The organism is Maribacter sp. 4G9, assembly GCF_002742265.1.
In the GTDB taxonomy this organism is placed as follows: Bacteria; Bacteroidota; Bacteroidia; order Flavobacteriales; family Flavobacteriaceae; genus Maribacter.
The window spans coordinates 73,946-99,852 of the sequence record NZ_MDGL01000032.1; the positions used below are offsets into that span (position 1 = coordinate 73,946).

A 25,907-nucleotide genomic window follows, 5' to 3' on the forward strand; every position below is an offset into this window, starting at 1 on the left:
AATGGTTTCTATTCCTTACCTGCCTTAAAAAGAAAGTCCTTTTCCGCCTTGGAAAGACTTTCGTAACCAGACTTACTAATTTTGTCCAAAATGGCATCTATCTTTTTCTGCTTGCTTTGGGCATCATAATCTATGGTACTTCTGTTGGATGGAGTGCTTTGGTTCTTGTAAACGGTCTTTAAGGGCGCTTTTTTTTCGGCACGCTTGAACATATTGGCAATACTGTCAAAAAAATTGGAAAAACCAGCCCCTATATCGTTGCCCTTGAACAATTGACTGGCGTAGAGATATCCCAGTAGAGCACCTCCCAAATGGGCCAAATGCCCCCCGGCATTCCCACTGGTGGGAAGTTGTATCAAATCCATCAACACGACGAACACACCTATATACCAAAGCTTCACATTGAAAAAAATGACCCTGACCTCTTGGTTGGGAATGTATGTACAAATAAAGATAAGAATGGCACTGGCACCTGCGGAAGCGCCTATCAATGAGGCATTCACATTGAAAAAAGCCGGGAATATGTTATATCCCAACATAAAAAATAAACCACCCAAGATAACTCCCAAAAAGTAAACGTTTAAAAAGCGCCTGCCGTCAAAAAGGTTCAAAAATATCCTGCCCACAAAAAAGATAAGCAGCATGTTCCAAAACAAATGTCCAAGGCCGCCATGAAAAAAGGAGTACGTCAGAATGGACCAAGGCTGTACCAAAAATCCAAAGAAATCATTGGGAAGTTCAAACCACTTTACTATACTATTTTTTGAAAAGCCCAATAGAAAGGGAATGAGTGCGCTAACGATATAAACCACCACATTAATGGCGATGAGTTTTTCCGCTACACTTAACCTCGCATAATGATATTTTATATTGACTCCTGCCATTATCTGTCCCAGCGATTATTGTTAAATTGATTTTTTTTCCAATACCACATCATTAGAAAACCTACTACCGCTCCTCCTACATGGGCAAAATGCGCAATCCCCTGTCCAAAAATCCCGTAACCCGTAATCCCCGAAAACAAATCCAGACCAATCAATAAGGGAATGAAATACTTTGCCTTGATGGGAATAGGGAGAAAAATCAGGAAAAGTTCGCTGTTGGGGTATGACATACCAAAAGCTACCAACACCCCATAAATGGCACCTGAAGCACCGACAGCCGGGGTATGATAGGCACTTAAAAAATTATCTATGGTAGAATTACCGGCAATATTATACCACTCTGTGTTATACTGCCCCTTAGAAACAATATCCATCACGGTACTCTCCGAAATACCAGAATTTACAAGAGCATTCATTCCTTCTTGAAAATAAAAGTAATTGACACCGGTGTGCAAGAGTGCAGCACCGAGCCCCGCAGAAAAGTAAAAAAATAGGAATTTATTTCGTCCCCACATACGTTCAAGTGGTGTTCCAAAAGCATATAAGGCATACATGTTAAAGGCAATGTGCATAAACCCTCCATGCATGAACATATGGGTCACAATCTGCCAAATCCCGAAATTCTCGTTTTTTGGAAACCACAGGGAAAACCATTGATACATTTGGTCCCCATAAATACTGGTAGCAACGAAAAACAAAATATTGATGATCAACAGGTGTTTTATCGCTTCGGTTAGTCTGCTCATTTATATAAATTTTCTATCAATATCGCTTTCTGTAATCGTTGTATAAGTTCGCTTGTTGAAAGGGCTCAGGGCACTTTCCTTACAGGCAAAAAGGTCATTGACCAGGCCTATCTGTGAACGTTGGTCCAACACCTCCCCGGTTTTGACCGATAAGGTCTTGGCCAAGGTCTTGGCCAACATATCAACTTGGGAAAAACTATCTTCGGCAACCTCCATTTGGAAGTCGGAAATAAGTTGCTCCATCACCATTTGCACCTCACTTTCCGTCACCACTACGGGTACACCCTTTACTTCCACAGTTTCTGAAGTTATATCACCAAAAACAAATCCCACGGCACTTAAGCTTTCCTGTATTTCCATTAAAATGGAAATTTCTCCCCGGGTAAAATTGAGGGTCAGGGGAAACAGTAATTGTTGGCTCACCGCTTCTTTGATTGTAATATTCCTTAAAAACCCTTCGTAGAGTACACGTTGGTGCGCCCTACTTTGATTGATGATCAACATCCCAGATTTTATGGTAGAAATGATGTACTTTTTTCGAAGCTGAAAGGTTGTAGTAATCGTATCCACGGTGTCCGCAGTTGACCCAAAAATGGAACTATTGATTCCTTCGGATTCCATTTCCAGGATACCGATGTCCTGTTGGGGAAATTTACGTTCTAAGCCTTGGTACATAGTTTCCCAACCCTTGGCACTCGGTTGTCTGGAATACCCGGATTCTTTGGGAGCCCTTGATTTTTCAAAGGGATTGAAATCAGCATCTACCGATATACTCGGCAACGATACGGCTTTGTCCTTAAAATCGTAGGGGGTCTCCAAATTTTGGTCCTTATCAAAATCCAAGGAAGGGGCCACATTGAACTGGCCCAGACTATGTTTAATGGTGGATTTCAAATAGGCATACAGTGTATGCTCATCATCGAACTTTACTTCTGTTTTGGTTGGGTGTATGTTAATATCTATAGTCGCCGGATCTACCTCCAAACAAATAAAATAACCAGGATGTGTACCCGGTCTGATCAATCCTTCAAAGGCACCCAAGACCGCATGATGCAAATAAGGACTCTTAATAAATCGGTTATTGGCAAAAAAGAATTGCTCCCCCCTACTCTTTTTGGCAAACTCGGGTTTTTGAATGTATCCCGATATTCTAACGACATTGGTCTCTTCGTTTACAGGGACCAACTTTTCATGGGTCTTTCGACCAAAAATTTGAACGATCCTTTTTTTAAAATCGTTACCGGGAAGATTGAAAACATCGCTCCCATTGTTATAAAAACTGAAGGATATTTGTGGATGCGCCAAGGCTACCCGATGGAATTCATCCACAATATGTCTAAATTCCACTTGGTCCGACTTTAAAAAGTTTCGTCTTGCAGGAATATTGAAAAAAAGGTTCTTTACCATCATCGAAGTTCCCTTGGGAACCACGGCAACTTCCTGACTTATTATCTTACTACCCTCAATTTTTATGTGCGTACCCACTTCATCCTCCCCGGTACGGGTCATCATTTCCACATGGGCAATGGCCGCTATGGATGCCAATGCTTCGCCCCTAAAACCCTTGGTATGCAAATTAAAAAGATCTTCGGCCTTTTGGATTTTTGAGGTCGCATGCCGCTCAAAGCTCAGGCGCGCATCCGTATCGCTCATTCCCATTCCGTTGTCAACAACCTGAACCAAGGTTTTCCCACCGTCCTTAACGATCAATTTTATATCCGTGGACTGGGCGTCAATGGCATTCTCCAACAACTCCTTTACCACGGAGGCCGGTCGCTGAACTACTTCTCCCGCTGCGATTTGGTTGGCAACGTGATCGGGCAAAAGTCTAATAATATCCGCCATTATCGGGAAAAAAATATGGAGAGATCGAAATCAATTATGTAAAGGAAAATCAGGATGAGAATGGCCAAAATGATCACGAACCGAATTTTTACATTTCTATCGCCTTCCCTCCGGGAATCTTCCAGGGCATTGCTGATTTTGTTCTTTAAACCCCGTTGGTTTTGTAAGGTACTGCGAAACTGGTCAAACTTGGGTTCTATCCTGTAGGGATTTCCTTTCCCTTTGTCATCATAAAATCTTGGGTTATATTCGAACCTTCTATTTTTTCGTAAACGCGTTATTTTACTCAGGAATCCCATAAGTTCAAAGTTACTCAAAATAGCAAAAAGCCCCGTACAAGGATCCCTAAAATTTGTTAACAGAACCGTATTACCGAGCAATTTGGATTGTTGGAAATGTCAAATTGAAAATGTGGAATGGGTAGCGGGGCAATGCCTATTTTCCCAATACGGCCATCTTAATGGCGGCAATGGCAGCTTCAGACCCTTTGTTTCCGTACTTTCCACCACTGCGGTCTATGGCCTGTTGCATGGTATTATCGGTCAAAACACAGAAGATGACCGGAATGTCCATTTGCACATTGAGGTCCTTGATGCCTTGGGCCGTGGCACTACAAACAAAATCAAAATGCTTGGTCTCCCCCTGGATGACACTACCTATGGCGATAACGGCATCCAATTTTTCCTGTTGTATCAGTTTTTTACATCCAAAGGTAAGCTCAAAACTTCCCGGTACGTTCCATCTGATTATGTTCGAGGCCAGGGCACCGCAATCCAAAAGGGCGGTCTCCGCGCCATGGTACAGGCCTTCGGTTATGTTGGAATTCCATTGAGAAACAACGATCCCAAACCGAAGATGCTTCGCGTTTGGGATAGAGTCCTTATCGTATTCCGATAAATTTTTGTTTTCCGTGGCCATTATGCCCCAGTTTTGGCGATTCCTATAAAAGCATCTATAGATTTGGCCGGATCAGAACTTGAAAACTCATCCTTGATTCTTTGGAAATACTCCAAGGCCTTTGATTTATTGCCCATTTCCAAGGCCGTTACACCCGCCTTGTACAAGAATTTAGGAGTGGTATATTCGTTGTTGCTATGTTTAAAGGCTGCCTCATAATACCCCAAGGCATCGGAGGGTTGGTCCAGTTGCATGAAAGCATCTCCAAGACCACCTTTTGCCAAAGCTCCCAGAATAGCATCATCGGATTTAAAATCCTCCAAGTAGTCTATCGCCTCTTGGTACTTGTTCATATTCAGATAGGACATTCCGGCGGAATAATTCGCCAAATTCGCCGCTTTTGTGCCACTGTATTCGGCTATTATGTCCAAGAAACCGTATTTACCTTCCGCACCTTCCAAAGCAAGGGTAAATAACGAATCCTTGGCCGTTGTGCTGTTAAGGGCTTGGTCAAAATACTGTTGTGGATAATACATTTCGTTTGCCGCATTCGCTTCCTTTGGTTTCAATACGAACTGATTGTAGGCCAAATATCCCAATACCGCTACAGCGACCACTCCAATGATTCCCAAAATATAATTTTGATTCTTTGAAACCCATTCCTCCGTCCTGGAAGCACCTTCATCCAAAGAACTGAATACTTCTGCCGTGGTACTTTCCTGCTCTTCAAACTCCTGGGCCTCAACCTTTGTTTTGGGTTTAAATCCTCTTTTCTTGTATGTTGCCATCTCTAATTTTATTGGTCGCGCAAAAATAAAGTTTTTATTGAAATCCAATAGTGTATTTATTCGTTATTTTTGGTAGTCCAAGCAACGGATGCCCTTTGCGAACCAAAAACTCGGAACTTTTAAATGTATTTAAAGACCTTATCCCTTCTTAATTACAAAAATTTTGAATCCAAAAATCTTGAGTTCGACTCCAAAATCAACTGTTTTGTGGGGGATAACGGCGTTGGAAAAACCAATATTTTGGATAGTATCTACCACCTTTCCTTTGGCAAAAGTTACTTCAATCCCGTATCCTCCCAAAACATACGCCATGATGCCGATTTCTTTGTGATAGAGGGGCACTTCCAAAAAGAGGAAAAGGAAGAGAAAATCGTCTGTAGCCTGAAAAAGGGCAATAAGAAAGTAATCAAAAGGAACGGAAAACCCTATGAAAAATTCGCTGACCATATTGGTGTCCTGCCCCTGGTAATCATTTCCCCTGCGGATAGGGACCTTATATTGGAAGGCAGTGAGGTGCGAAGAAAATTTATGGACGGCGTTATTTCTCAGTCGGACAAGGATTACCTGCAATCCCTTATCAACTACAATAAAGTACTATCCCAAAGAAATGCGCTCTTAAAGTATTTTGCCGTCAACCATACTTTTGACAGGGCAACCTTGGCCGTCTATAATGACCAGTTGGAAAGGTACGGTTCAGAAATATTTAAAAAAAGGGTACTTTTTTTGGAGAGCTTTATCCCAATTTTCAAGGAGCAGTATAAGGCCATAACAAACAATACGGAAGAGGTAAACCTGACTTATGATAGCAAAATGTTATCCGATTCCCTAGGGACCTTATTGTTGGACAGTCTTGAAAAAGATCGTGCGCTTCAGTACACAAGTGTAGGGATACATAAGGATGACCTAAACTTTACCATTAGGGAATATCCCATAAAAAAATTTGGCAGCCAAGGTCAGCAAAAATCCTTTTTGATCGCCTTGAAATTCGCGCAGTTCCATTTTATGCGCAGATTGTCACGGACCAATCCTATTTTACTTTTGGACGATATTTTTGACAAGCTCGATGAAAATAGGGTTTCCCACATCATTTCCTTGGTGAACAAGGAAAATTTTGGTCAGATATTCGTAAGCGACACCCATGCGGAACGTACCGAAGCCGTTGTAAAAAAAATTCATCAGACTTATAAAATCTTTAAACTTTGAATTATGCGAAGGTTCCTATTTTTGTTCGCGGTATCGATAGTTTCCTGCTCTGGTAGGGTTTCATTGGAAGATTTACATCATTTGAACGGGTATTGGGAGATAGAGGAAGTGGAGTTTTCCAATGGCAATACCAAGGAATATCCAATGAATACGGTGGTGGACTATATAGAACTTAAGGATGGCAAGGGCTTCCGAAAAAAAATGGCACCTAGGTTCGATGGCACCTTTGAAACCTCTGACGATGCGGAACCTTTTACTATCGTTGAAGAAAATGGCATGTTTTTTATGCGCTATGAAAATCCCTTGAGCGAATGGCAAGAAAGGTTGTTATCTTTATCAGGAGATTCATTCTCCGTGGAAAATCCGGAGGGAATCACGTATTATTTTAAAAGGTTTGAACCTATAAAATTAGATTGATAATGTCCCGAAGAGAAAACGACCACTTAAGTTTACAGGATGCACTCTCCGCCTTCATCAAAAAGAACAATCTAGAGGAAGGCATGAACAAAGTGGATGTGCGCACCGCATGGGCCAACCTTATGGGAAACGGCGTATTAAATTATACTACAGATGTGGAACTCAAAAGAGACACGCTCTTTGTATCGCTATCGTCCTCCGTACTCCGTGAAGAACTCAGTCATGGAAAAACCAAAATTATTACGATGTTGAACGAAGAGTTGGGAAAAGAATTGATTAAAAAATTAGTGCTTCGTTGAACAGTGAGCAATGAACAATTTACAGTTGCCAGTAATCAGTACTCATTGGCAGTGAACAGTTTACAATGAACATTTATCGGTTGACAGTAATCAGCGGCAGTGTGCAGTTTACAATGAACAATAACCAGTTATCAGTATTCAATGACAGTGTGAATTTGGCAATGAACATTTTTCAATAAACAATGGATAGTTTTTAATTGAGATTTCGAGCAAATCGTTCAGCGCAGGGCGTCTAGCCGGTACCAACGAATAAGCCAATACAGTCTCCTTGAGCAAAGCGGAGGCCACAAAAAAAGGCCGTCCAAATATTTGAACAGCCTTACTTTCTTAAATGAAATTTTCTTATCAATATATTTCCCTACCGGAAAAATGAAACGCGCCCTCGATAGCCGCATTGGCATCACTATCCGAACCGTGTATGGCATTTTCGGCAATGTCAGTCGCGAACATTTTACGAATGGTTCCTTCCGCAGCTTCTACAGGGTTGGTTGCCCCGATCAACGCCCTGAAATCCTCCACTGCATTTTCCTTTTCCAAAATAGCCGAAACAATGGGGCCACGCGTCATAAATTCCACCAACTCCCCAAAGAAAGGTCGTTCTTTGTGAATAGCGTAAAACTCCTGTGCGTCCCGTACGCTTAATTGAGTATATTTCATGGCGATGATCTTAAAACCGGCCGCCGTAATTTTTTCCAAAATAGCCCCAATATGTCCGTTTTCCACGGCATCGGGCTTTATCATGGTAAATGTTCTATTTGTAGTCATTTATTGAAATTTTGCGCAAAAATACGCTTTTCCCAAAGAACCGCAACTTTATATGGGTTTACAAAATGCGTATCCGCAATGAAAAGAACCAGTCCATACATTCCCTTTCCCATTAAATTGTATCTTTGCGGCCATGAATTTTGAGCAAGTAGCAGCGTTGAAGAATTTGCTTTCCTCTCCAAAAAGGATTGCCATAATACCGCACAAGAATCCTGATGGGGATGCCATAGGTTCCACCTTGGCCCTGTCTTGGTATCTTACCAAAAAAGGACATAATACCCAGGTGCTCGCTCCAAATGATTTTCCAAAGTTCCTGAAATGGATGCCAGGAGCCCATCAAATCCTAAACTACGAAAGACACAATGCTGAAACCAAAAAGTTCATTGCGGAGGCGGACATCATTTTCACCTTGGATTTTAACGACTTTGGACGTGTAGGACAAATGGCGGAATGCTTGGAAAATGCGAAAGCGAAGTTTGTCATGTTGGACCACCACCAACAACCTTCTGGATATGCAGACATTACCTATTCAGATATCAATATGAGCTCCACCTGCGAAATGGTCTACACGCTGATCGATGCCATGGGGGACCGGGATTTGATCGACCAGGATATAGCCAATTGCATTTATACGGGTATCATGACGGATACCGGCTCTTTTAAGTTTAAGGCAACCACTAGCCAAACACACCGTACCGTGGCGGATCTTATGGACAAGGGAGCAGACAATACGGCCATCCACCAACGGGTATATGATACCAATTCGCCCGGTAGATTGCATTTGTTGGGCTGTGCCTTGAAAAATATGGTCATTCTTTATGAATTTAATACGGTCTACATTACCTTGACCCAAGAAGAACTGGACCGCTACGATTATGAAAAAGGAGATACGGAAGGTTTTGTGAATTACGGCCTTACCCTGGACAAAATTCGATTTGCCGTTATTTTCATAGAGAATAAAGAGGAAGGTATCTTTAAAATTTCCTTCAGGTCCGTAGGTGATTTTTCCGTGAACGAATTCGCCAGAAATCATTTTGAGGGAGGCGGACATACCAATGCGGCAGGAGGCAAAAGCGAAAAACCGCTGCAGGAAACCATCGACTATTTTGTTTCACTATTACCAAATTATAAAAAAGCGTTGACGGAATGAGATCCCTAGGCTTACTACTTGTTTTTGTTCTGCTTTTTGGTTGTAAGGGTCCGGAGCCCAGAAAACCGGTCCAAAGAAAAAGTGGCAGTTATTTTAAGGAATCCATTGAAAGAAGTAGAAAATTATTGGAGGCCGAAGAAAAAAAGATTCAGGAAATCATCAAAAAGGATTCCTTGAAACACTACACCCATAGTGCTTCAGGTTCCTGGTATCATTACCTTAGGGTAAACGATTCCACGGAGTATACGCCCCGGACCGATGACATCGTAACTTTTGAGTACAATCTTTTGACATTGGATAACGATACGATCTATTCCGAAGCGGATATTGGAACATTCACCTACAAAGTGGACAAACAGGAGCTATTCCTAGGAATGCGGGATGCGATAAAGCTATTAAAGGAAAATGAAAAGGCCACTTTTTTATTCCCTTCCTCCATCGCCTTTGGGTATCACGGCGACAACAATAAAATTGGGACCAATGTTCCCTTAAAATCAACCATTACAATTTTAAACATAGAAAAACAACAGAATAATCTAGAAGAATAACCATTATGATAAAGAAAACATACCTATGGGCGGCCCTAATCCTAATCATGGCGAGCTGCAAAACCAGTCAAAGAGCAGATTTGGGAGATGGCCTTTTTGCCGATATCAAAACCTCCCACGGGGATATTATCGTTAAGTTGGAGCATGAAAAAACTCCGGTAACCGTTGCCAATTTTATTTCATTGGCCGAAGGCAATAGCCCCTTTGTAAGTGAACAGTTCAAAGGAAAAAAATACTACGATGGACTTACCTTTCACCGTGTGATGAAAGACTTTATGATACAGGGTGGAGATCCATTGGCTACAGGTACAGGGAATCCAGGTTATAAATTTATGGACGAGTTCAACGACTCATTGATCCATGATAAAAAAGGTATACTTTCCATGGCCAATTCTGGACCCGCTACCAATGGCAGTCAGTTCTTTATAACCCACGCCCCTACCCCTTGGTTGGATAACAGGCATAGTGTATTTGGTGAAGTGGTGGAAGGTTTGGAAGTGGTCGATTCCATTGCAAATGTGCAGGTAACCCCTGGCAATAACAAACCTGTGGAACCCGTGAAAATGAACACCATTGAAATCATTCGAAATGGAAAAGAGGCCAGGAAGTTCGATGCCGTAAAAATTATGACGGACTATTTTGATGGCGAAGAAGAGCGTCTTGCCGCGATTGAAAAGGAAAAAGCCGCAAAAAGGGCCGAAATGGAGAAAATGAAATCTGAATTTGCATCAACCTTGCAGACTCAAAAACAGGAGGCCAAAACTTTGGAATCCGGTCTCAAAATACTAGTCTTGAACGAAGGTGACGGCGAGAAACCTAAAGTAGGGCAAAAAGTGGGCGTTATGTATGCCGGTTATTTGGAAGACGGAACCCTCTTCGATAGTAATTATGAAGAAATTGCCAGACAATACGATATGTTCGACGAGAGACGTTTACAAGGCGGTGGTTATATGCCCATACCCATGGACTATAGTCCGGAATCACCATTGATTGCCGGTTTCAGAGAGGGTCTTTTGAGCATGAACGTTGGAGACAAGGTGCGCCTGTTCATACCTCCACATCTTGGATATGGAGCACAGGGATCCGGCCCCATTCCTCCCAATTCAGATTTGGTATTTGATGTGGAGATTACAGGGATTCAACAATAGATATAGAAATAAAATTGAAAAGCCCGATTATGAAATCGGGCTTTTTTTATGGGGTTTGCCTTAAAATTTCCAACAAGAACTTCCAGAATTTCTGTACCGAGGATATGCTTACGCGTTCATCAGGGGAATGGGCCCCTTTGATGGTCGGACCAAAACTGATCATATCCATCTCTGGATAATTCTGTCCTAATATTCCGCATTCCAATCCGGCATGGCAGGCTACCACATGGGGCTTTGAATCAAATAATTTTGTGTATACCGATGTGACGACCTTCAATATTTCAGAATCCATATTGGGATTCCATCCAGGATATGACCCAGTGAATGTCACGGAAGAACCACCCAACTCCAATACCGATTTTAAGGTATTTGCCAAATCCATTTTCCCCGATTCTATTGAAGACCTAGTTAAACACCCAATTTCTATAGTTCCATCGGCCACACGAACTTTGGCCACATTATTGGACGTCTCAACTAAATCTTCCATGCTGGCGCTCATTCGGTAAACCCCATTGTGCAATCCGTATATAGTTTTAAGAAGTAGTTCTTGAACCTCCAATTCCATTAATTGGTCAAAAGGTCGGCCCATGACCTCTACGACAATCCCAAGTTTCGGTTCCATATCCGCCAATTCCGACTTTATTGTTAGGGCTTCCTTTTCTAAAGTTTCCAAAAAGGAGGTCAATTGATTTTCATCCACATTTAATTGACACGTACTTTCCCTGGGAATAGCGTTTCGCAAACCACCTCCTTGGATGGACGAAATCCTGAAATCAAATTCATTTCCATGGAACAATAATCGGTTCATGAGCTTATTGGCATTGCCCAGACCCTTGTGGATATCCATACCACTATGTCCACCCATTAGTCCTTTTATAGAGATCCTTAAACCAACTTCCCCCGGGATTACCGGAGTCTGGCCATAGGTTTTAGTGGCCGTAACATCAATTCCGCCGACGCACCCAATGTCAATTTCATCGTCCTCCTCGGTATCCAGGTTCAACAAAATTTCCCCTTGTAACAAACCACCCTTTAACCCAAAAGCCCCTGTCATGCCTGTTTCCTCATCAATGGTAAATAGGGCCTCCAAAGGCGGATGGGCAATATCCGTTGCCTCTAACAAACTCATGATGGCCGCCACACCCATACCGTTGTCCGCACCTAATGTTGTCCCCCTTGCTTTTACCCAATCGCCTTCTATATACATTTGAATTCCATCTTTCTCAAAATCGAAGTCGGTTTCCGCATTTTTCTGGTGCACCATATCCAGATGGGATTGGAGGGTGATCATTTTTCTATTCTCCATCCCAACGGTGGCAGGTTTCCTGATAATGACATTGCCAATAGCGTCCGTAAAGGTTTCCAGCCTTAGTGAGTTTCCAAACCCGACCATAAATTGGATCACCTTTTCCTCCTTTTTGGAAGGTCTTGGAACCGCATTCAATCTTGAAAAATTTTTCCAAACGGTTTTGGGTTCCAACTTGAGTATCTGGTTTTCCATAGGATTGAAAATTTTCAGTAAAAATACATACCATAAAGTAAATAACTCAAAAAGCAGGCCCAATAGTCGTTTCCATCAATCGATAGTATGCAAGTAAAGTTAAGCCTGGGAATATGAAACCCTTTGGCGGTGCCAATCAAATCCCTATTTTTGATGGTATGAAATGAGCACAAACAAATTTAATTTTTTGCATAACCACCGAAATAATAAGCTACCTCGGGGCGAGCCCACGAGGCATTCGCAGGAAACAAATTTTTAATTTCGAGGCAAGCCTCGGATTATAATACCCTTTGGCGGTGCCAATTAAATTTTTTGTGCGAAAGCGCAGCGGTTGATCTAAGCAGAAAATTTTTATTCACTTCATTTCCAATGAAATAAAAATTTTTAAATAGATGAAAATGTCCCTCAAAACTGTGATCGCGGTTTCTTTGATTCCCCAAATCATCCTTGTAAAATGGCTTGGTAAAAACACAGATTTCATAGAATCCTATTACAGTTTGGGCCTATATCCCTATGTATCGAGATTCTTTAGGCTGCTCTTTGGATGGGTCCCTTTTTCCATTGGGGACTTGCTCTATTTCCTGCTTATTTGCATTGCCATTTTTTATGTATACCGACAATGGAGCTATATTAAAACACATAAGGTGAAGTTCCTAAGGGATGTTCTCATGATACTCTCCATTGCCTATTTGACATTTCATTTGGCCTGGGGTTTTAATTATTATCGCAAACCGCTATCGGAGAAATTGGCATTGACGGAAACCAAGGATTATCAAGAATTATTGGACTTTACAGATCGACTTATCAACAAAACAAATTCCATCCAAGAATATATTGTTGGTGACACCCTCAATAAGGTAGACATTCCCTATTCCCAAGATGAAATGCTTCAAAAGAGTGTTGACGGCTATAAAGAGCTTGCCAAGGAGTTCAACTTTTTGGAATACCATCGTCCGAGTATCAAAACGTCCCTTTTCAGTACCGGACTGACCTATATGGGGTACGCAGGCTATCTGAATCCGTTTACCAATGAAGCACAGGTAAATGGCATTCTGCCAAATTTTAGGTTTCCTATAGTGGCCGGCCATGAAATAGGGCATCAATTGGGATACTCGGCAGAAAACGAGACCAATTTCATTGGCTATTTGGTGACCTCAAAAAACAAGGACCCATACTTTCAATATGCGGCCTATGCCTATGTCTTGGGATATTGTCTAAGCGATGTACGCAGGGGAAATCCTGAGACTTTCAACCAAATGTTCCAAAAGCTCAATCCCGGGGTTCGGGCAAATTTTCAGGAAATGGCCCTATTTTGGGAACAATATGAAAACCCCATGGAACCTGTATTTAAGTCCATCTTCAATTCCTTTCTGAAGGCGAATAACCAAACCCAAGGTATTCAGAGCTATAATGGTGTGGTTTCCCTATTGATAGCCTACCATAAAAAGTATCCGCTGTAAAAAGCAGAAATTTTTCTATTTATAACCTGGTATTATTACGACAAGCACTTAGTAATCTGATAAAATTCTAAGTATAGGACCATCGAAATGATTTATTTACAAAAATTCCCATTCAAATATTTATTTCCCGATTTTCCAGTGTTAAAAAAAACCAAAATCAAGGGAAAGCAGCTATTAAACCTTAATTTTAGAAAGACTAATCAAACGAACTCAAAAATGCAAAAAATTATTTTTTCACTATGCCTTTTTTGGTGTAGTGCCCTTCTCTTTTCTCAAGATTATTTCCCTGAAAATGAAGGCGTAAAGGCGAACAACAATAACTATACGGCCTTCACGAATGCCAAAATTTTTGTAACGCCTACAGAAGTTATTCAAAAAGGGACACTTTTAATTCAAAACGGAAAAATTGTCAACGTTGGCAGCTCCGTCAACCTGCCTCAAAATACCATTGTGGTGGATTTGAACGGAAAATCCATTTACCCTTCCTTCATAGACGTTTATTCCAAATTTGGGGTGGAACAGCCAAAGCAAAGTGGCGGAGGTAGGCGTTCCCTACAATTTGAGCCTACACGAGAAGGTTTTTACTGGAACGACCATATCATGCCGGAAAACGATGCCATTAGCAGCTTTAAGTATAACGAAAAGGAAGCAAAGGAATTAATCGAGGCCGGTTTTGGGGCGGTAAATTCACATATTCATGACGGTATCGCAAGAGGTACAGGGGTACTAATTGCCCTGAACAATACAGGTACGGACGCCAATAGAATATTGGATGATAATTCCGCCCAATACTTTTCTTTGGAAAAGAGTGTTGCCAAACAACAGTCGTACCCAACTTCCCTTATGGGCGCATTGGCCTTGTTGCGACAGATGTACAGCGATGCCGATTGGTACGCGAACGGAAATGCATCCACTACGGACAGATCATTGGAAGCCCTGATCAAAAATAGAAGTCTTGTACAGATTTTCGAGGCCAAGGACAAGGGCAACGTGCTCAGGGCCGATAAAATTGGGGATGCCACTGGTATACAATACACCATTTTGGGCGGTGGCAACGAGTTTGAGCGAATCGATGAAATTAAAGCGACCAATGCCAAACTGATCATTCCTTTGAATTTCCACGAAGCGTATGATGTATCCGATCCATATCAAGCGGGCTATGTTTCCTTGGAGGATATGCGCTATTGGAACCAGGCACCAACGAACCCCAAGGTTTTGGCGGAAAACGGGGTTTCTTTCTCCTTGACGCCTTACGAACTAAAATCCATGACCAAATTCAAGGAGAACTTGATGAAGGCCATAGAATATGGATTGTCCAAAACAAAGGCCTTGGAGGCACTCACTACCATACCCGCAGAGATATTGGGGAAATCGGGCGAGCTTGGATCCCTAAAAAAGGGAGCGCATGCGAACTTCCTGATTACCTCCGGTGATATTTTTGACAAATCCACCACACTTTACGAAAACTGGGTCCAAGGCAATAAAAACATTATCAATGACAAGGACACAAAAGATATACGAGGTAATTACAGCCTAACGGCCCAAGGCAAAACCTATGATGTATCCATAACCGGTGAAATAGCCAAACCAAAGGTCGAAGTAAAACAGGATACCCTAAAACTTACCTCCAAGATTTCCTATGACGGTGATTGGCTGACCTTTTCCTTTTCCACGGATAAAGGCGACAAAACCTACCGCATGATAGGACCGGTACTTCCAGAAACAGATGACCTCTCTGGCAGGTTACTATTACCTGATGGAACGGAGACCTTTTTCACGGCAACAAAAAAATCTGGGTTTGAAGAAAAATCCAAGAAGGAATCAGACAAATCGGATACCCCTAACGTCATGCCGGTAACCTATCCCAATGTAGGGTATGGCTATGCCTCCAAACCTAAACAGGAAAACGTATTGTTTAAAAACGCCACGGTTTGGACCAGTGAGGACGCTGGTATTTTGGAAAATACGGATGTACTGGTTAAAAACGGTAAAATCGCCAAAATTGGTACCGATTTAGGTGCCGGTGGTGCCAAGGTCATCGATGCTACGGGAAAACATCTTACGGCCGGTATTATCGATGAACATAGCCATATCGCCGCATTGGCCGTCAACGAGGCCGGTCATAACAGTTCTGCCGAGGTAAAAATGGAAGACGTAGTAGATCCGGAACACATGGGTATTTACCATTCCCTTGCGGGAGGTGTTACTTCCATCCAGTTATTGCACGGTTCCGCCAATCCCATTGGTGGCCGTTCCGCCATTTTAAAGTTAAAATGGGGCGAGGAAGCAGATGGCCTTATCTACGATAATTCCCCCAAGTTCATAAAATTCGCCTTGGGTGAAAACGTAAAGCAGTCCAACTGGGACAGTCGTTCACGTTTTCCTCAGACCAGGATGGGCGTTGAACAAGTTTTCATGAACTACTTTCAACGCGCCAAGGAATATGACGAAAAGAAAAAAAGTGGACAAGCTTATAGATATGACGAGGAGCTAGAGGTACTGGCAGAAATCATAAATGGCGAAAGGTTCATTTCCTGCCATTCCTATGTTCAAAGCGAAATAAATATGATGATGAAGGTTGCGGAAAAATTCGGTTTCAGAGTAAACACCTTTACGCATATTCTTGAAGGTTACAAAGTTGCCGATAAAATGGCCGAACATGGTGTGGGCGCAGGTTCATTTAGCGACTGGTGGGCCTACAAATACGAGGTGAACGACGCCATCCCTTACAACGCGGCCATCATGCAATCACAGGGCGTAACAGTGGCCATTAACAGTGATGACCGTGAGATGATGAGAAGGTTGAACCAAGAGGCTGCCAAAACCATCAAATATGGAGGGATGACGGAACTTGAGGCATGGAAAATGGTGACCATCAATCCTGCAAAGCTGTTGCACTTGGATGATCGCGTAGGAAGTATCAAGGAAGGCAAGGATGCCGACCTGGTATTATGGTCTGGCCACCCCTTGTCCGTTTACACGAAAGCTGAAAGAACGATGATCGAAGGAACTACCTATTTCGATTTGAAAAAGGATAAAGCCCAAAGGGAAGCCATAAAAAAGGAACGCAACGAACTGGTGAAAATGATGCTCGAGGAAAAAGCGGGTGGTGGCAAAACCCAAGGCCCAAAACAAAGTGTAAAACAAATTTTCACTTGTGAAACCCTTTAAAATCCACTAATTGAAAATATATAGCAAAATGAAAAACATACAACTACTCTTTCTGGCATTCATAATTTATGTGCCAAGTAAAGCCCAGCAAACACCTGCCCCAAAGCAGACAGAAGCTATTACCATCGAGGGCGCTACCGCCCATCTAGGAAATGGCGAGGTCATTGAAAGTTCCTTGATCATGTTCGAAGAGGGAAAACTTACCTTCGTTGGGGATTCAAAAATGAAGATTGCCAGAAAAGGTAAGTTAATCGACGCCACCGGCAAACATATCTACCCTGGCTTTATTGCGCCGGCCAAAACCTTGGGATTGGTTGAAATCAATTCAGTAAGAGCCACGAACGACCAGGACGAAATTGGGGAATTGATTCCCCATGTGCGCAGTTTAATCGCTTACAATGCAGAATCAAAAGTCGTGGAAAGTATGCGGCCCAATGGTGTTTTGCTTGGACAGATAGCACCTACCGGCGGGAGAATATCGGGCACGTCCTCCATTGTACAGTTCGATGCCTGGAACTGGGAAGACGCCGCACTTAAAGTCGATGATGGAGTACATTTGAATTGGCCAAGAAGTTTTAGGCAGGGCCGATGGTGGATGGGCGAAGAAAGAGGATATAAACCCAATAAGGACTATGCAGAAGACGTTGAGACCGTTGTTACTTTCATTAAAAATGCCTCGGCATACGGAAAAGGAAGCCCTAAAGAGGTGAATCCCGCGTTTGCGGCCATGCATGGAGTTTTGAACGGATCTCAAAAAATGTATGTCTATGCGGATGGCGAAAAGGAAATTATAGATGCCGTAAACACGCTAAAGGCGAACGGAATCAAGGAAGTTGTTTTGGTAGGTGGCTATGAGGCCCACAAAATAACTGATTTCCTAAAAAAGAACGAGATTCCCGTATTGGTCCAGTTTACGCACAACCTTCCTGTTTTTGATGACGATGATTATGACCTTCCCTATAAATTACCTAAACTATTGGTCGATGCCGGTTTGTTGGTGGCACTTCAAAACACTGAGGCTTCGAATTTTCAGACACGAAACTTGCCTTTTTATGCGGGCCAAGTAGGACAACAGGGATTGGACAAGGAAAAGGCTTTGCAGCTCATCACCGGGAATTCGGCAAAAATTTTAGGTATCGATGATAGCTACGGCACCTTGGAAGTGGGCAAAAGCGCTACACTATTTATCTCGGAGGGTGATGCCTTGGATATGCGTACCAACCAGTTGACCCATGCCTTTATCGATGGCAGGAATATTTCCTTGGAGACCCACCAAACCGAATTATGGAAACGATATATGGGAAAATATGAGGGGGAGTAAATCGTTTCTGAAACCGAAGATAAAATGGTACATTTAAGTCGATAGGTATCGACACAAACGGTTAGTGATTACAACAACAACTAAAGCTCGATAAACTATCGGGCTTTTTTTATGACCACAAGAAACTTTTAATTATGAAAAAAATAATCTTAATGGTCCTTTTGACCGTAGTATTTTCATGTAAAAAAACCACAACCTCAACGGAAGGTCTTCAAATAGAAGGACTGAAAGAACCTGTAGAAATTGTACGGGATGAATGGGGCATTAACCATATTTACGCCAAGAATCAGCACGACCTCTTTTTTGCCCAAGGATATGCGGCGGCGACGGACCGGTTGTTCCAGTTCGAAATTTGGCGCAGACAGGCGACAGGTACCGTGGCCGAAATTTTAGGGGAACGTGAATTAAAGCGGGATATTGGCACCCGCCTTTTTAAGTTCAGGGGCGATATGAAAACCGAAATGGACCTCTATCATGGCGATGGAGAAGAAATCATTACCGCATATACGGATGGAGTGAATGCCTACATTGAGGAGGTATTGAAAAACCCCGATGAGCTTCCCATAGAGTTCAAGATATTGGACATACAGCCCAAAAAATGGACTCCTGAAGTGGTGATATCCAGGCACCAGGGATTATTGGGAAACATAAACGAAGAGTTACAAATAGGCAGGACGGTCGCAGCATTGGGTCCTGATAAGGCAAAGGAATTATTTTGGCTGCACCCGAAAGACCCGGATTTAACCCTGGATAAAAAAATAGATAAGGCATTGTTGTCCCAAGATATTTTGGAGCTTTATAATGCCTATAGAAAATCGGTGAGGTTTACCCCAGCAGACATACAGCCCGACTACAGAGGTCAGGAAATCGCTGATGTTTTTATTGAAAACCAGAAAAAAAACAGGGATTCCCTTTCCATTGGGAGTAATAACTGGGTGGTGAACGGCACCCTAACCAAGGATGGCAACACGTACATGGCAAATGACCCGCACAGGACCATTGCAGTTCCCTCCTTGCGCTATATGGCACATTTGGTAGCCCCGGGCTGGAACGTAATAGGCGGAGGAGAACCAGAAATTCCCGGCATATCCATAGGTCATAATGAATATGGAGCATGGGGACTCACTGTTTTTGAGACCGATGGAGAAGACCTGTACGTCTACGAACTCAATCCTGAAAATCAGAATCAATATAAGTACCAAGGAGCATGGGTGAACATGAAAACCGTACAGGAAACCATTAAGGTAAAGGGGCAAAAAGACACCATCGTTAATCTACACTATACGCAACATGGCCCGGTAACACTTATCGATAAAGAACATCATGTAGCCTACGCGGTTCGTTGCGCCTGGTTGGAACCTGGTGGCTCGCCTTATTTGGCTTCCCTTAGGATGGATCAGGCCAAAAACTGGGAGGAATTTAGGGAAGCTTGTAATTACAGCCATATTCCAGGGGAAAATATGGTCTGGGCGGACAAACAAGGGAACATTGGATGGCAAGCTGTGGGCATCGCCCCTATCCGAAGAAATTTTAGCGGGTTGGTACCCGTTCCCGGGGATGGTAGTTATGAATGGGACGGTTATTTGCCTATTATCGATAAACCGAACGATTATAATCCGGTTAAGGGCTTCATAGCAACGGCCAACCAGAATGTAACACCACCTGATTACGGACATTGGGATGCCATTGGTTTTTCATGGTCCGATCCGTACAGGGGCAACAGGATTGAAGATGTCTTAAGTAATAAATCGGATTTTAACATTGAGGATTTTAAGGCCTTACAAACCGATTATCTTTCCTTACCTGCCAAGGAACTTCTACCCTTTTTGAAAAATATTACCTTGGATGGTAAATACGAGGAAGCCAAAACGAAATTAGAGGATTGGGATTTTACCTTGAATCCAAATTCAATACCCGCAGCCATCTACATTGCTTGGGAAAATTCGCTGGCGGAAATGATAGAAAATTTGGTCATCCCCGAAGAAGCAAAATCGATTGTAACCTCATTGCAACTTAAAACAATTATTGACTTTGTTTCACATCCTAAAATTGCATTTGAGGGCAATACAGAGCAAAACAGAAACGCTCTTATAGAGAAATCCTTTCAAAATGCCGTTGACGATTTGGAAAACAGATTGGGTCCCGATATGGAAAAATGGCAGTATGGCCAGGCAAAAAACAAACATATTTATATAGAGCATGCCTTGGGAAAGGTTGTCAACCAAGCCATGCGTGACACCCTTTTCAACCTAGGTCCTTTGCCCAGGGGAGGTAATGGTACCACGCCAGGTTCTACGGGAGGCAATTTGAACCAATCGAGCGGAGCCTCTTTCCGAATGATCATTAATACTGGGGATTGGGATGCCGCACAAGCTACCAATGGCCCTGGACAATCTGGAGACCCAGAGAGTCCCTTTTATAGCAATCTATTCGAACCTTGGGCAAAGGACCAGTATTTTCCAGTTCTATATTCCAAACAAAAAATTGACTCCGTTGCTGTTGAAAGAATGAATTTATTACCCAAAGGGAAATAATATATCATTAGTGATAAACATACACTATAAAGTAGTAATGAACCCTAGTGTATCTTTAAGGAAGTCATGGAAAGTGATCCTCCTAAAGGCGCATCATTAAAAAAGGAGACATCTTCGTTTTTCTCTTTAAGCGCGATTGCATAAAGTAAAGGAAGGTAGTGTTCAGGTGTAGGTATGGCCAAATCGAATGCCTTTCCTTGTGACCTGAAGTCTATTAAAGACGAATGGTTATTCTCCAAAATAAAGGTTTTCATCTTTTCATTGGCTTCGTTGGCCCAATCGTAACCATATGGTTCTCCATTTACTTTGTCCCATGCCACCATTCTCAAGTTGTGGACCATATTACCGCTGCCCACTATTAAAATCCCTTTGTTTCTTAAAGCAGCCAACTCCAGCGCAAGTTCATAATGGTACAAAGGAGGTTTGGTATAGTCGATACTCATTTGAATAATAGGGACATCGGCAATAGGATAAAGATGTTTTACGACGCTCCATGAACCATGGTCCAAGCCCCATTGATAATCCAAACCCACATCCGTTTTGGTAATTAGGTCCTTGGTAGTTTTTGCCAATTCCGGACTTCCGGGAGCAGGATATTGCACATCGTACAGCGCCCGTGGAAAACCCCCAAAGTCATGAATAGTTTTGTGGATGCTCCATGGCTGTAACATAAGTTCCTTTGGTCTCCCAATGTGCCGAAATGCAAAGAATGGCATTGGGTCTTTCCAACTCTTCTCCTAGATTCCTGAAACCTTTGACAAATTCATTGTCGGCAATGGCGTTCATGGGGCTACCATGTCCTAAGAACAACACGGGCATTTTGCCTGTATTGTCCATATAGGTGTTCATTTTGTGTAAGTCTCTTAAATTCATACTTACACGTTATCGTATGGGAATAAACCTAACTACTTCTTCTACCATATATGCCGATTCCCTAGGCTCCAAACAAATAAAACCATCGGCACGGGACAAACTCGTTAAATCGCCGGAGCCATTCTCCACCACTGGGGTAACCTGTAGGCAGCTGTCCTGCCAATGGGTACTTACTTGAATAAATCGGGTCAAGGGTGGTTTAATGTCCAGTTCAACCGTCAATTTGGCAAATTGATTTTCCACTGTGATTCCCCAGGAATTAAAAAGCCACGGCAAAAAATAAAAATGATAATTGGCAAAGGTCGAAACCGGATTCCCCGGAAAGGAAAAAATTACGGTTTTCGATTCCTTATGAACTCCGAACCAAAAGGGTTTCCCGGGCCGTTGCGCCACCCGATGAAATATTTTCTCAACGCCCATCGCATCCATTATTTCGGGAATAAAATCAAATTTCCCTTTGGAAACCCCTCCACTCAACAACAACACATCGTTTTCATGTAAGGCCGATGAAAGTCCTTGCTCGATACTTTTTTTATCGTCCAAAAGATGTAAAGAACTCCCCTTGATTCCTAAATGGGACAAGGCGGACAACATGGTCAAACTATTTGATTTTCTTATCTGATGGGATTCTGGAGTCACATCAACATCCACCAATTCATTTCCTGTAGCGATACTGCAAACTTTGGGTACTTTCTTGACCAGTACCATTGGCTTTCCCACGGAGGCCATGACGCCTATTTCCGCGGGGGTTATTCTGGTTCCTGCCGACAAAATTTGGGCTCCCTTGCTTTCGTCGCTTCCTTTGTAATGGATATTCTGACCTTTGGTTACAGATTCATTAATGGTCACAACGCCATCCTCAATGGTCAGATGCTCATACATAATAACCGTATCCGTATTTTTTGGCAATACGGCACCCGTCATTACCTCGATACAACTGGAATTATCCTCCAGTGCAAGTTGGGCCATCCCTGCGCTGGCAACATCCTCAATCCGAATCTTTTGCACCTTTCCCATAACGGCATCGAACTGTATGGCAATACCATCTTTGGTCACGCGGTGAAACGGAGGAAAATCCCTATCGGCATAGATAGGTTCGTCCAAATACCTGCCCATGCTATCCAAAAGCGGTACCCGTTCATTACCTAAATCCAGCGGATATTCTAAAACTTTTTGTAATGCTTCCTTAAATGTGATCACAGTTTTATCGTTGTTGGTTAAAGAAAAAACTTTTCATTCACCACTTTTCACTTTTAACTCTTAACTCTTCACTTTTCACAGTTCACGGTTGGCTATTTAATTACCTCCCTGCACTTTAAGCTTTAAGCTTTGAACTCTGCTCTTTGAACTCTACATGCCGCACTTTGAACTCTGCATGCTTCACTTTAATTTTCACTTTTCACTTTTCACTTTTCACTTTTCACTTTTCACTTATAACTTTTAACTCTGAACTCTAAACTCTGAACTCTGAACTATCAAAACACTCCCAATCCATTCACCAACAATACCCGTACACCCACAATCATTACCAAAAGTGCCGTCACACGCTTTATTCCCTTGGCAGAAAAACGCTTTAAACTGATGCGGATTCCCAACTGTCCACCTAACAGCACCACAATGGCTAAGCAGAGCGTCTCAAACCACGGAAGTGACAAGGAACCACTTGTTACCAATCCCAAAAGTCCCGATACAGAATTGACCAAAATAAAGAAACTTGCCAAGGCTGCAATCTTTATAGCCTTGTCCCATCGTAAATGATTTAAAATCGGTGCTAGAAAAATTCCACCACCAATACCCACCAAACCGGATAAGAAACCAATGCCCGCTCCTAAAAAATAACTTAAATAATTTGGATATTTTTTGGTCTCCGGTACCGACTTTGCCCATTTGAATGTTTGAATTGCCAAAAATATAGCCGATAAAATCAGGGAAATACCTAGGATAATAAAAAATATTTCCTCCTTTAATCGGAAAGAGGCCCCCAGAAAAGCCAGCGGTATACTGGAAATGATAAAAGTGAGAAAATCCTTCAATTTCGCATGTCCGTTCTTAAAATAGAGATAGGTACTTCCTGAAACAACGACCAAGTTACAAATAAGGGCTATGGAGCGAATGGTAAAAAAACTACCTAAAAAAAGGGTCAACAAGGCAAGATAACTGGAGCCTCCCCCAAAACCCACGGAAGAATACAACATAGCTACTATGAAAAAACCCAAACATAGGAAAATTAGCTGCTCAATAGGTATTTGCATAGGTATTTAGTTGGTTCATACCGCCAGCAACGTTGATAAATTTTCTGTCCGGAAAAAGTTCTTGAAGCATCAAAACCGCTCTTTTACTTCGGATACCGGATTGGCAAATAACGTAGATTGGATTTTCCCTTGCTAGTTCGCCCACTCTATTTTCCAACGTGTCCAGAGGAATATTTTTGGCACCTTTAATATGGTTTCTTTGGAATTCTTGCTCGGTCCGAACGTCTAAAAGCGACACTTTTTTATCCCTTAACAAGTTTTGAATTCCGATGGCCTCCATGGATTCCATTACCACCTCGCAATCAAAATCATAGGAATCCTGTAACTCCCTCAATATAAGATTTTCAGAATTTAATCTAAATTTCATACGTTCCATGCGCTGCGAGAGCGTATCATATAATAACAATGTTCCCGATAGCACACCATCCAATCCGCATACAACCTTAATAACTTCCAAGGCCTGCAAATTTCCTATAATACCTGGAAGTATACCCAATACTCCATGTTCAATACAATTGGGAACCTCATCTGCTTTTGGCATCTTGGGAAACAAACATCGATACGTGGGTCCGTTTTTATAGTTAAATACACTTACCTGTCCCTCAAAACCGTGCAAGGCCCCGTAAACAAATGGCTTTTTTAGAATGACACAAGCATCGTTTATCAGATACCGCGTAGGAAAATTGTCCGTTGCATCTACTACTACATCATAGTTTTGTATAATTCCTAAAGCATTTCCAGGGTTCAGATAGGTGTTGTAGACATGAACTATTGTGGATGTATTCTGTGCCAACAATTGCTGCTTGGCCATCTCCACTTTTGGCTTATCTACCATTACTTCCGTATAAAGCACCTGTCTGTGTAAATTGGACATGGAAACAACATCGGCATCTACAATTCCTAGAGTTCCTACTCCCATGGCATTGAGATAGGTCATGACGGGCACACCCAGTCCACCAGCCCCTACGACCAGGACTTTCGCCTTGCCCAAGGTATTTTGGCCCTTTTGGCCAAAACCGGGCAAAATGGTCTGCCTATGGTACCTATCTTCCATCAGGACTCCAATTTTTGCAGGGCTTCCTTATATTCCTCTTGGGAATTGGCATTCAATAAAACTTGCGGGGTTTTAGGGAATACCAGGGAAACGTCGTTATTAATAAGAAACTTACGGGGACAGGTACCATTACCCGCCTCAAGGTAAGCGATTGAAGTTTTTAAGGCCTGAGGCTCCCAAATGGCACATAAAGGCTCAGGAAGCGGATTGTCCCTGTTTGCAAAGGCAGTAGCCATTTTTTGCGTATTGCGCTGAGCGATCAATTCCTTCAAGGAGGCCTCGTCTAATAAGGGAAGGTCACAGGCCAATACTAGCCAGGCAACATCTGGATATTTCCTATATGCCGAAAGCAATCCATTGTAAGGACCTCTAAATTCATTCCGGTCCAAAATGGTTTTGAAGCTAGATGCTATTTCTTCATCTTGGTCTTGGCGAACACTCAAAAAGGTTTTATCGCACAGGGTATCCAAAAGGTGGTATAAATGTTCCCTTTGTGGAACACCGTGATATGAAATCAGCCCCTTGTCTTGACCCATTCGTGTGCTTTTACCTCCGGAAAGCACCAATCCATACAATCTATCTTTCGTAGTCATTTTTTCCTCCAGATTTTCTTTCCAACTGCACCGTTGTAATGACAATATCCTGGGAGAGCGCCTTGCACATATCGTAAATGGTGAGTGCCGCTACGGAAACTCCGGTAAGTGCCTCCATTTCCACACCGGTCTTTCCGTTACATTTTACCGTGCAGGTGATATGAAATTGATTTTCACCGGGAACGATGTCCACATCTATTTTTGTCAAATTGATTTGATGGCACAACGGAATCAGTTCCGATGTTCTTTTCACACCTTGTATCCCTGCAATTACCGCTGTTTGCACGATACTTCCCTTTTTACCCAGGAAATCCTTATCGGACAATACTTGAAACACTTCCGACGGAAATAGTACCCGCCCGGACGCAACGGCAATTCTTGAAGTCTCCTTTTTTTCAGAAACATCCACCATGACAGCATTGCCAGATTCATTGATATGTGATAATTTTTTCTCCATT

At 42.4% G+C, this 25,907-nt stretch carries 23 protein-coding genes and 1 pseudogene; 10 read left to right on the top strand and 14 right to left on the bottom strand.

Going from position 1 to position 25,907, the window contains the following annotated elements:
- Positions 1-8: 8 nt before the first annotated feature.
- The 6 genes from BFP75_RS03665 to BFP75_RS03690 all read right to left on the bottom strand — a co-directional run bounded on the left by BFP75_RS03665 (position 9) and on the right by BFP75_RS03690 (position 5,160).
- Positions 9-884: a rhomboid family intramembrane serine protease gene (locus tag BFP75_RS03665; RefSeq protein ID WP_099543342.1), complete on the bottom strand. Its 876-nt coding sequence runs from the start codon at positions 882-884 to the stop codon at positions 9-11.
- Entirely contained in the window at positions 884-1,630 is a 747-nt protein-coding gene (locus tag BFP75_RS03670) for a rhomboid family intramembrane serine protease (protein WP_099543344.1), read from the bottom strand. The genes BFP75_RS03665 and BFP75_RS03670 overlap by 1 nt, the downstream gene beginning before the upstream one ends.
- Positions 1,631-3,475 carry a DNA mismatch repair endonuclease MutL gene (gene mutL / locus BFP75_RS03675; protein ID WP_099543346.1) on the bottom strand — a complete coding sequence of 615 codons (1,845 nt, stop codon included), beginning with the start codon at positions 3,473-3,475 and terminating at the stop codon, positions 1,631-1,633.
- On the bottom strand, positions 3,475-3,774 hold the full coding sequence (locus BFP75_RS03680) for a riboflavin synthase subunit beta (protein WP_099543495.1): 300 nt from the start codon (positions 3,772-3,774) through the stop codon (positions 3,475-3,477). Before BFP75_RS03680 ends, mutL begins: the two co-directional genes overlap by 1 nt.
- Before the next feature lie 136 nt (positions 3,775-3,910).
- Positions 3,911-4,393 (bottom strand): 6,7-dimethyl-8-ribityllumazine synthase, encoded by a 483-nt coding sequence (ribH, locus tag BFP75_RS03685; protein WP_099543348.1) that lies wholly within the window; start codon positions 4,391-4,393, stop codon positions 3,911-3,913.
- A complete protein-coding gene (locus tag BFP75_RS03690) occupies positions 4,393-5,160 on the bottom strand; it encodes a tetratricopeptide repeat protein (RefSeq protein ID WP_099543351.1) in 768 nt (255 codons plus the stop codon). Before BFP75_RS03690 ends, ribH begins: the two co-directional genes overlap by 1 nt.
- Positions 5,161-5,283: 123 nt before the next feature.
- Between BFP75_RS03690 and recF the strand changes: the two genes are divergently transcribed.
- From recF to BFP75_RS03705, 3 genes are read left to right on the top strand one after another with little or no spacing between them, the layout of a single operon-like run.
- Positions 5,284-6,363, top strand: a complete 1,080-nt coding sequence (gene recF, locus BFP75_RS03695) for a DNA replication/repair protein RecF (protein ID WP_099543353.1) — start codon at positions 5,284-5,286, stop codon at positions 6,361-6,363.
- 3 nt (positions 6,364-6,366) lie between these two features.
- Positions 6,367-6,780, top strand: coding sequence for a hypothetical protein (locus tag BFP75_RS03700; RefSeq protein WP_099543356.1), 414 nt, complete (start codon positions 6,367-6,369; stop codon positions 6,778-6,780).
- Between the two features lie 2 nt (positions 6,781-6,782).
- On the top strand, positions 6,783-7,079 hold the full coding sequence (locus BFP75_RS03705) for a DUF721 domain-containing protein (RefSeq protein ID WP_099543358.1): 297 nt from the start codon (positions 6,783-6,785) through the stop codon (positions 7,077-7,079).
- 345 nt (positions 7,080-7,424) lie between these two features.
- Here BFP75_RS03705 and BFP75_RS03710 read toward each other — a convergent pair whose 3' ends face one another.
- Entirely contained in the window at positions 7,425-7,844 is a 420-nt protein-coding gene (locus BFP75_RS03710; protein ID WP_099543361.1) for a nucleoside-diphosphate kinase, read from the bottom strand.
- A gap of 133 nt (positions 7,845-7,977) precedes the next feature.
- On the opposite strand from BFP75_RS03710, the gene BFP75_RS03715 reads away from it, so the two are divergent.
- Genes BFP75_RS03715 through BFP75_RS03725 form a run of 3 tightly spaced genes read left to right on the top strand, consistent with a single transcriptional unit; the run spans position 7,978 to position 10,690 of the window.
- Entirely contained in the window at positions 7,978-8,994 is a 1,017-nt protein-coding gene (locus BFP75_RS03715) for a DHH family phosphoesterase (protein ID WP_099543363.1), read from the top strand.
- Positions 8,991-9,542, top strand: coding sequence for a gliding motility-associated peptidyl-prolyl isomerase GldI (gene gldI, locus BFP75_RS03720; protein ID WP_099543366.1), 552 nt, complete (start codon positions 8,991-8,993; stop codon positions 9,540-9,542). The genes BFP75_RS03715 and gldI overlap by 4 nt, the downstream gene beginning before the upstream one ends.
- 8 nt (positions 9,543-9,550) lie before the next feature.
- A complete protein-coding gene (locus BFP75_RS03725) occupies positions 9,551-10,690 on the top strand; it encodes a peptidylprolyl isomerase (protein WP_410504070.1) in 1,140 nt (379 codons plus the stop codon).
- A gap of 46 nt (positions 10,691-10,736) precedes the next feature.
- Here the strand turns inward: BFP75_RS03725 and BFP75_RS03730 are convergent, their stop codons facing one another.
- The gene (locus tag BFP75_RS03730; RefSeq protein WP_099543498.1) at positions 10,737-12,191 is read right to left on the bottom strand and encodes an aminoacyl-histidine dipeptidase; all 1,455 of its coding nucleotides are present in this window, start codon (positions 12,189-12,191) and stop codon (positions 10,737-10,739) included.
- Positions 12,192-12,589: 398 nt separating this feature from the next.
- Between BFP75_RS03730 and BFP75_RS03735 the strand changes: the two genes are divergently transcribed.
- From BFP75_RS03735 to BFP75_RS03750, 4 genes are all read left to right on the top strand, one after another.
- The gene (locus tag BFP75_RS03735; RefSeq protein ID WP_240531688.1) at positions 12,590-13,651 is read left to right on the top strand and encodes a DUF3810 domain-containing protein; all 1,062 of its coding nucleotides are present in this window, start codon (positions 12,590-12,592) and stop codon (positions 13,649-13,651) included.
- A gap of 216 nt (positions 13,652-13,867) precedes the next feature.
- Positions 13,868-16,822 carry an amidohydrolase family protein gene (locus BFP75_RS03740; protein ID WP_099543501.1) on the top strand — a complete coding sequence of 985 codons (2,955 nt, stop codon included), beginning with the start codon at positions 13,868-13,870 and terminating at the stop codon, positions 16,820-16,822.
- Positions 16,823-16,850: 28 nt separating this feature from the next.
- Positions 16,851-18,143 carry an amidohydrolase family protein gene (locus BFP75_RS03745; RefSeq protein WP_099543373.1) on the top strand — a complete coding sequence of 431 codons (1,293 nt, stop codon included), beginning with the start codon at positions 16,851-16,853 and terminating at the stop codon, positions 18,141-18,143.
- A gap of 134 nt (positions 18,144-18,277) precedes the next feature.
- Positions 18,278-20,677, top strand: coding sequence for a penicillin acylase family protein (locus BFP75_RS03750; protein ID WP_099543376.1), 2,400 nt, complete (start codon positions 18,278-18,280; stop codon positions 20,675-20,677).
- A 44-nt stretch (positions 20,678-20,721) separates the two neighbouring features.
- On the opposite strand, the pseudogene ygiD reads toward BFP75_RS03750, so the two are convergent.
- The 6 genes and pseudogenes from ygiD to moaC all read right to left on the bottom strand — a co-directional run bounded on the left by ygiD (position 20,722) and on the right by moaC (position 25,906).
- A pseudogene (ygiD, locus tag BFP75_RS03755) lies at positions 20,722-21,550 on the bottom strand (4,5-DOPA dioxygenase extradiol).
- A gap of 9 nt (positions 21,551-21,559) precedes the next feature.
- Positions 21,560-22,750: a molybdopterin molybdotransferase MoeA gene (locus BFP75_RS03760; protein ID WP_099543379.1), complete on the bottom strand. Its 1,191-nt coding sequence runs from the start codon at positions 22,748-22,750 to the stop codon at positions 21,560-21,562.
- Between the two features lie 275 nt (positions 22,751-23,025).
- Positions 23,026-23,802, bottom strand: a complete 777-nt coding sequence (locus tag BFP75_RS03765) for a sulfite exporter TauE/SafE family protein (RefSeq protein ID WP_099543381.1) — start codon at positions 23,800-23,802, stop codon at positions 23,026-23,028.
- Complete coding sequence (locus BFP75_RS03770; protein WP_317044507.1) at positions 23,786-24,856, bottom strand: HesA/MoeB/ThiF family protein; 1,071 nt, start codon at positions 24,854-24,856, stop codon at positions 23,786-23,788. The genes BFP75_RS03765 and BFP75_RS03770 overlap by 17 nt, the downstream gene beginning before the upstream one ends.
- Positions 24,856-25,449: an NTP transferase domain-containing protein gene (locus BFP75_RS03775; RefSeq protein WP_099543386.1), complete on the bottom strand. Its 594-nt coding sequence runs from the start codon at positions 25,447-25,449 to the stop codon at positions 24,856-24,858. Before BFP75_RS03775 ends, BFP75_RS03770 begins: the two co-directional genes overlap by 1 nt.
- The gene (moaC, locus tag BFP75_RS03780) at positions 25,433-25,906 is read right to left on the bottom strand and encodes a cyclic pyranopterin monophosphate synthase MoaC (RefSeq protein ID WP_099543388.1); all 474 of its coding nucleotides are present in this window, start codon (positions 25,904-25,906) and stop codon (positions 25,433-25,435) included. Before moaC ends, BFP75_RS03775 begins: the two co-directional genes overlap by 17 nt.
- Between the last annotated feature and the right edge of the window lies 1 nt (position 25,907).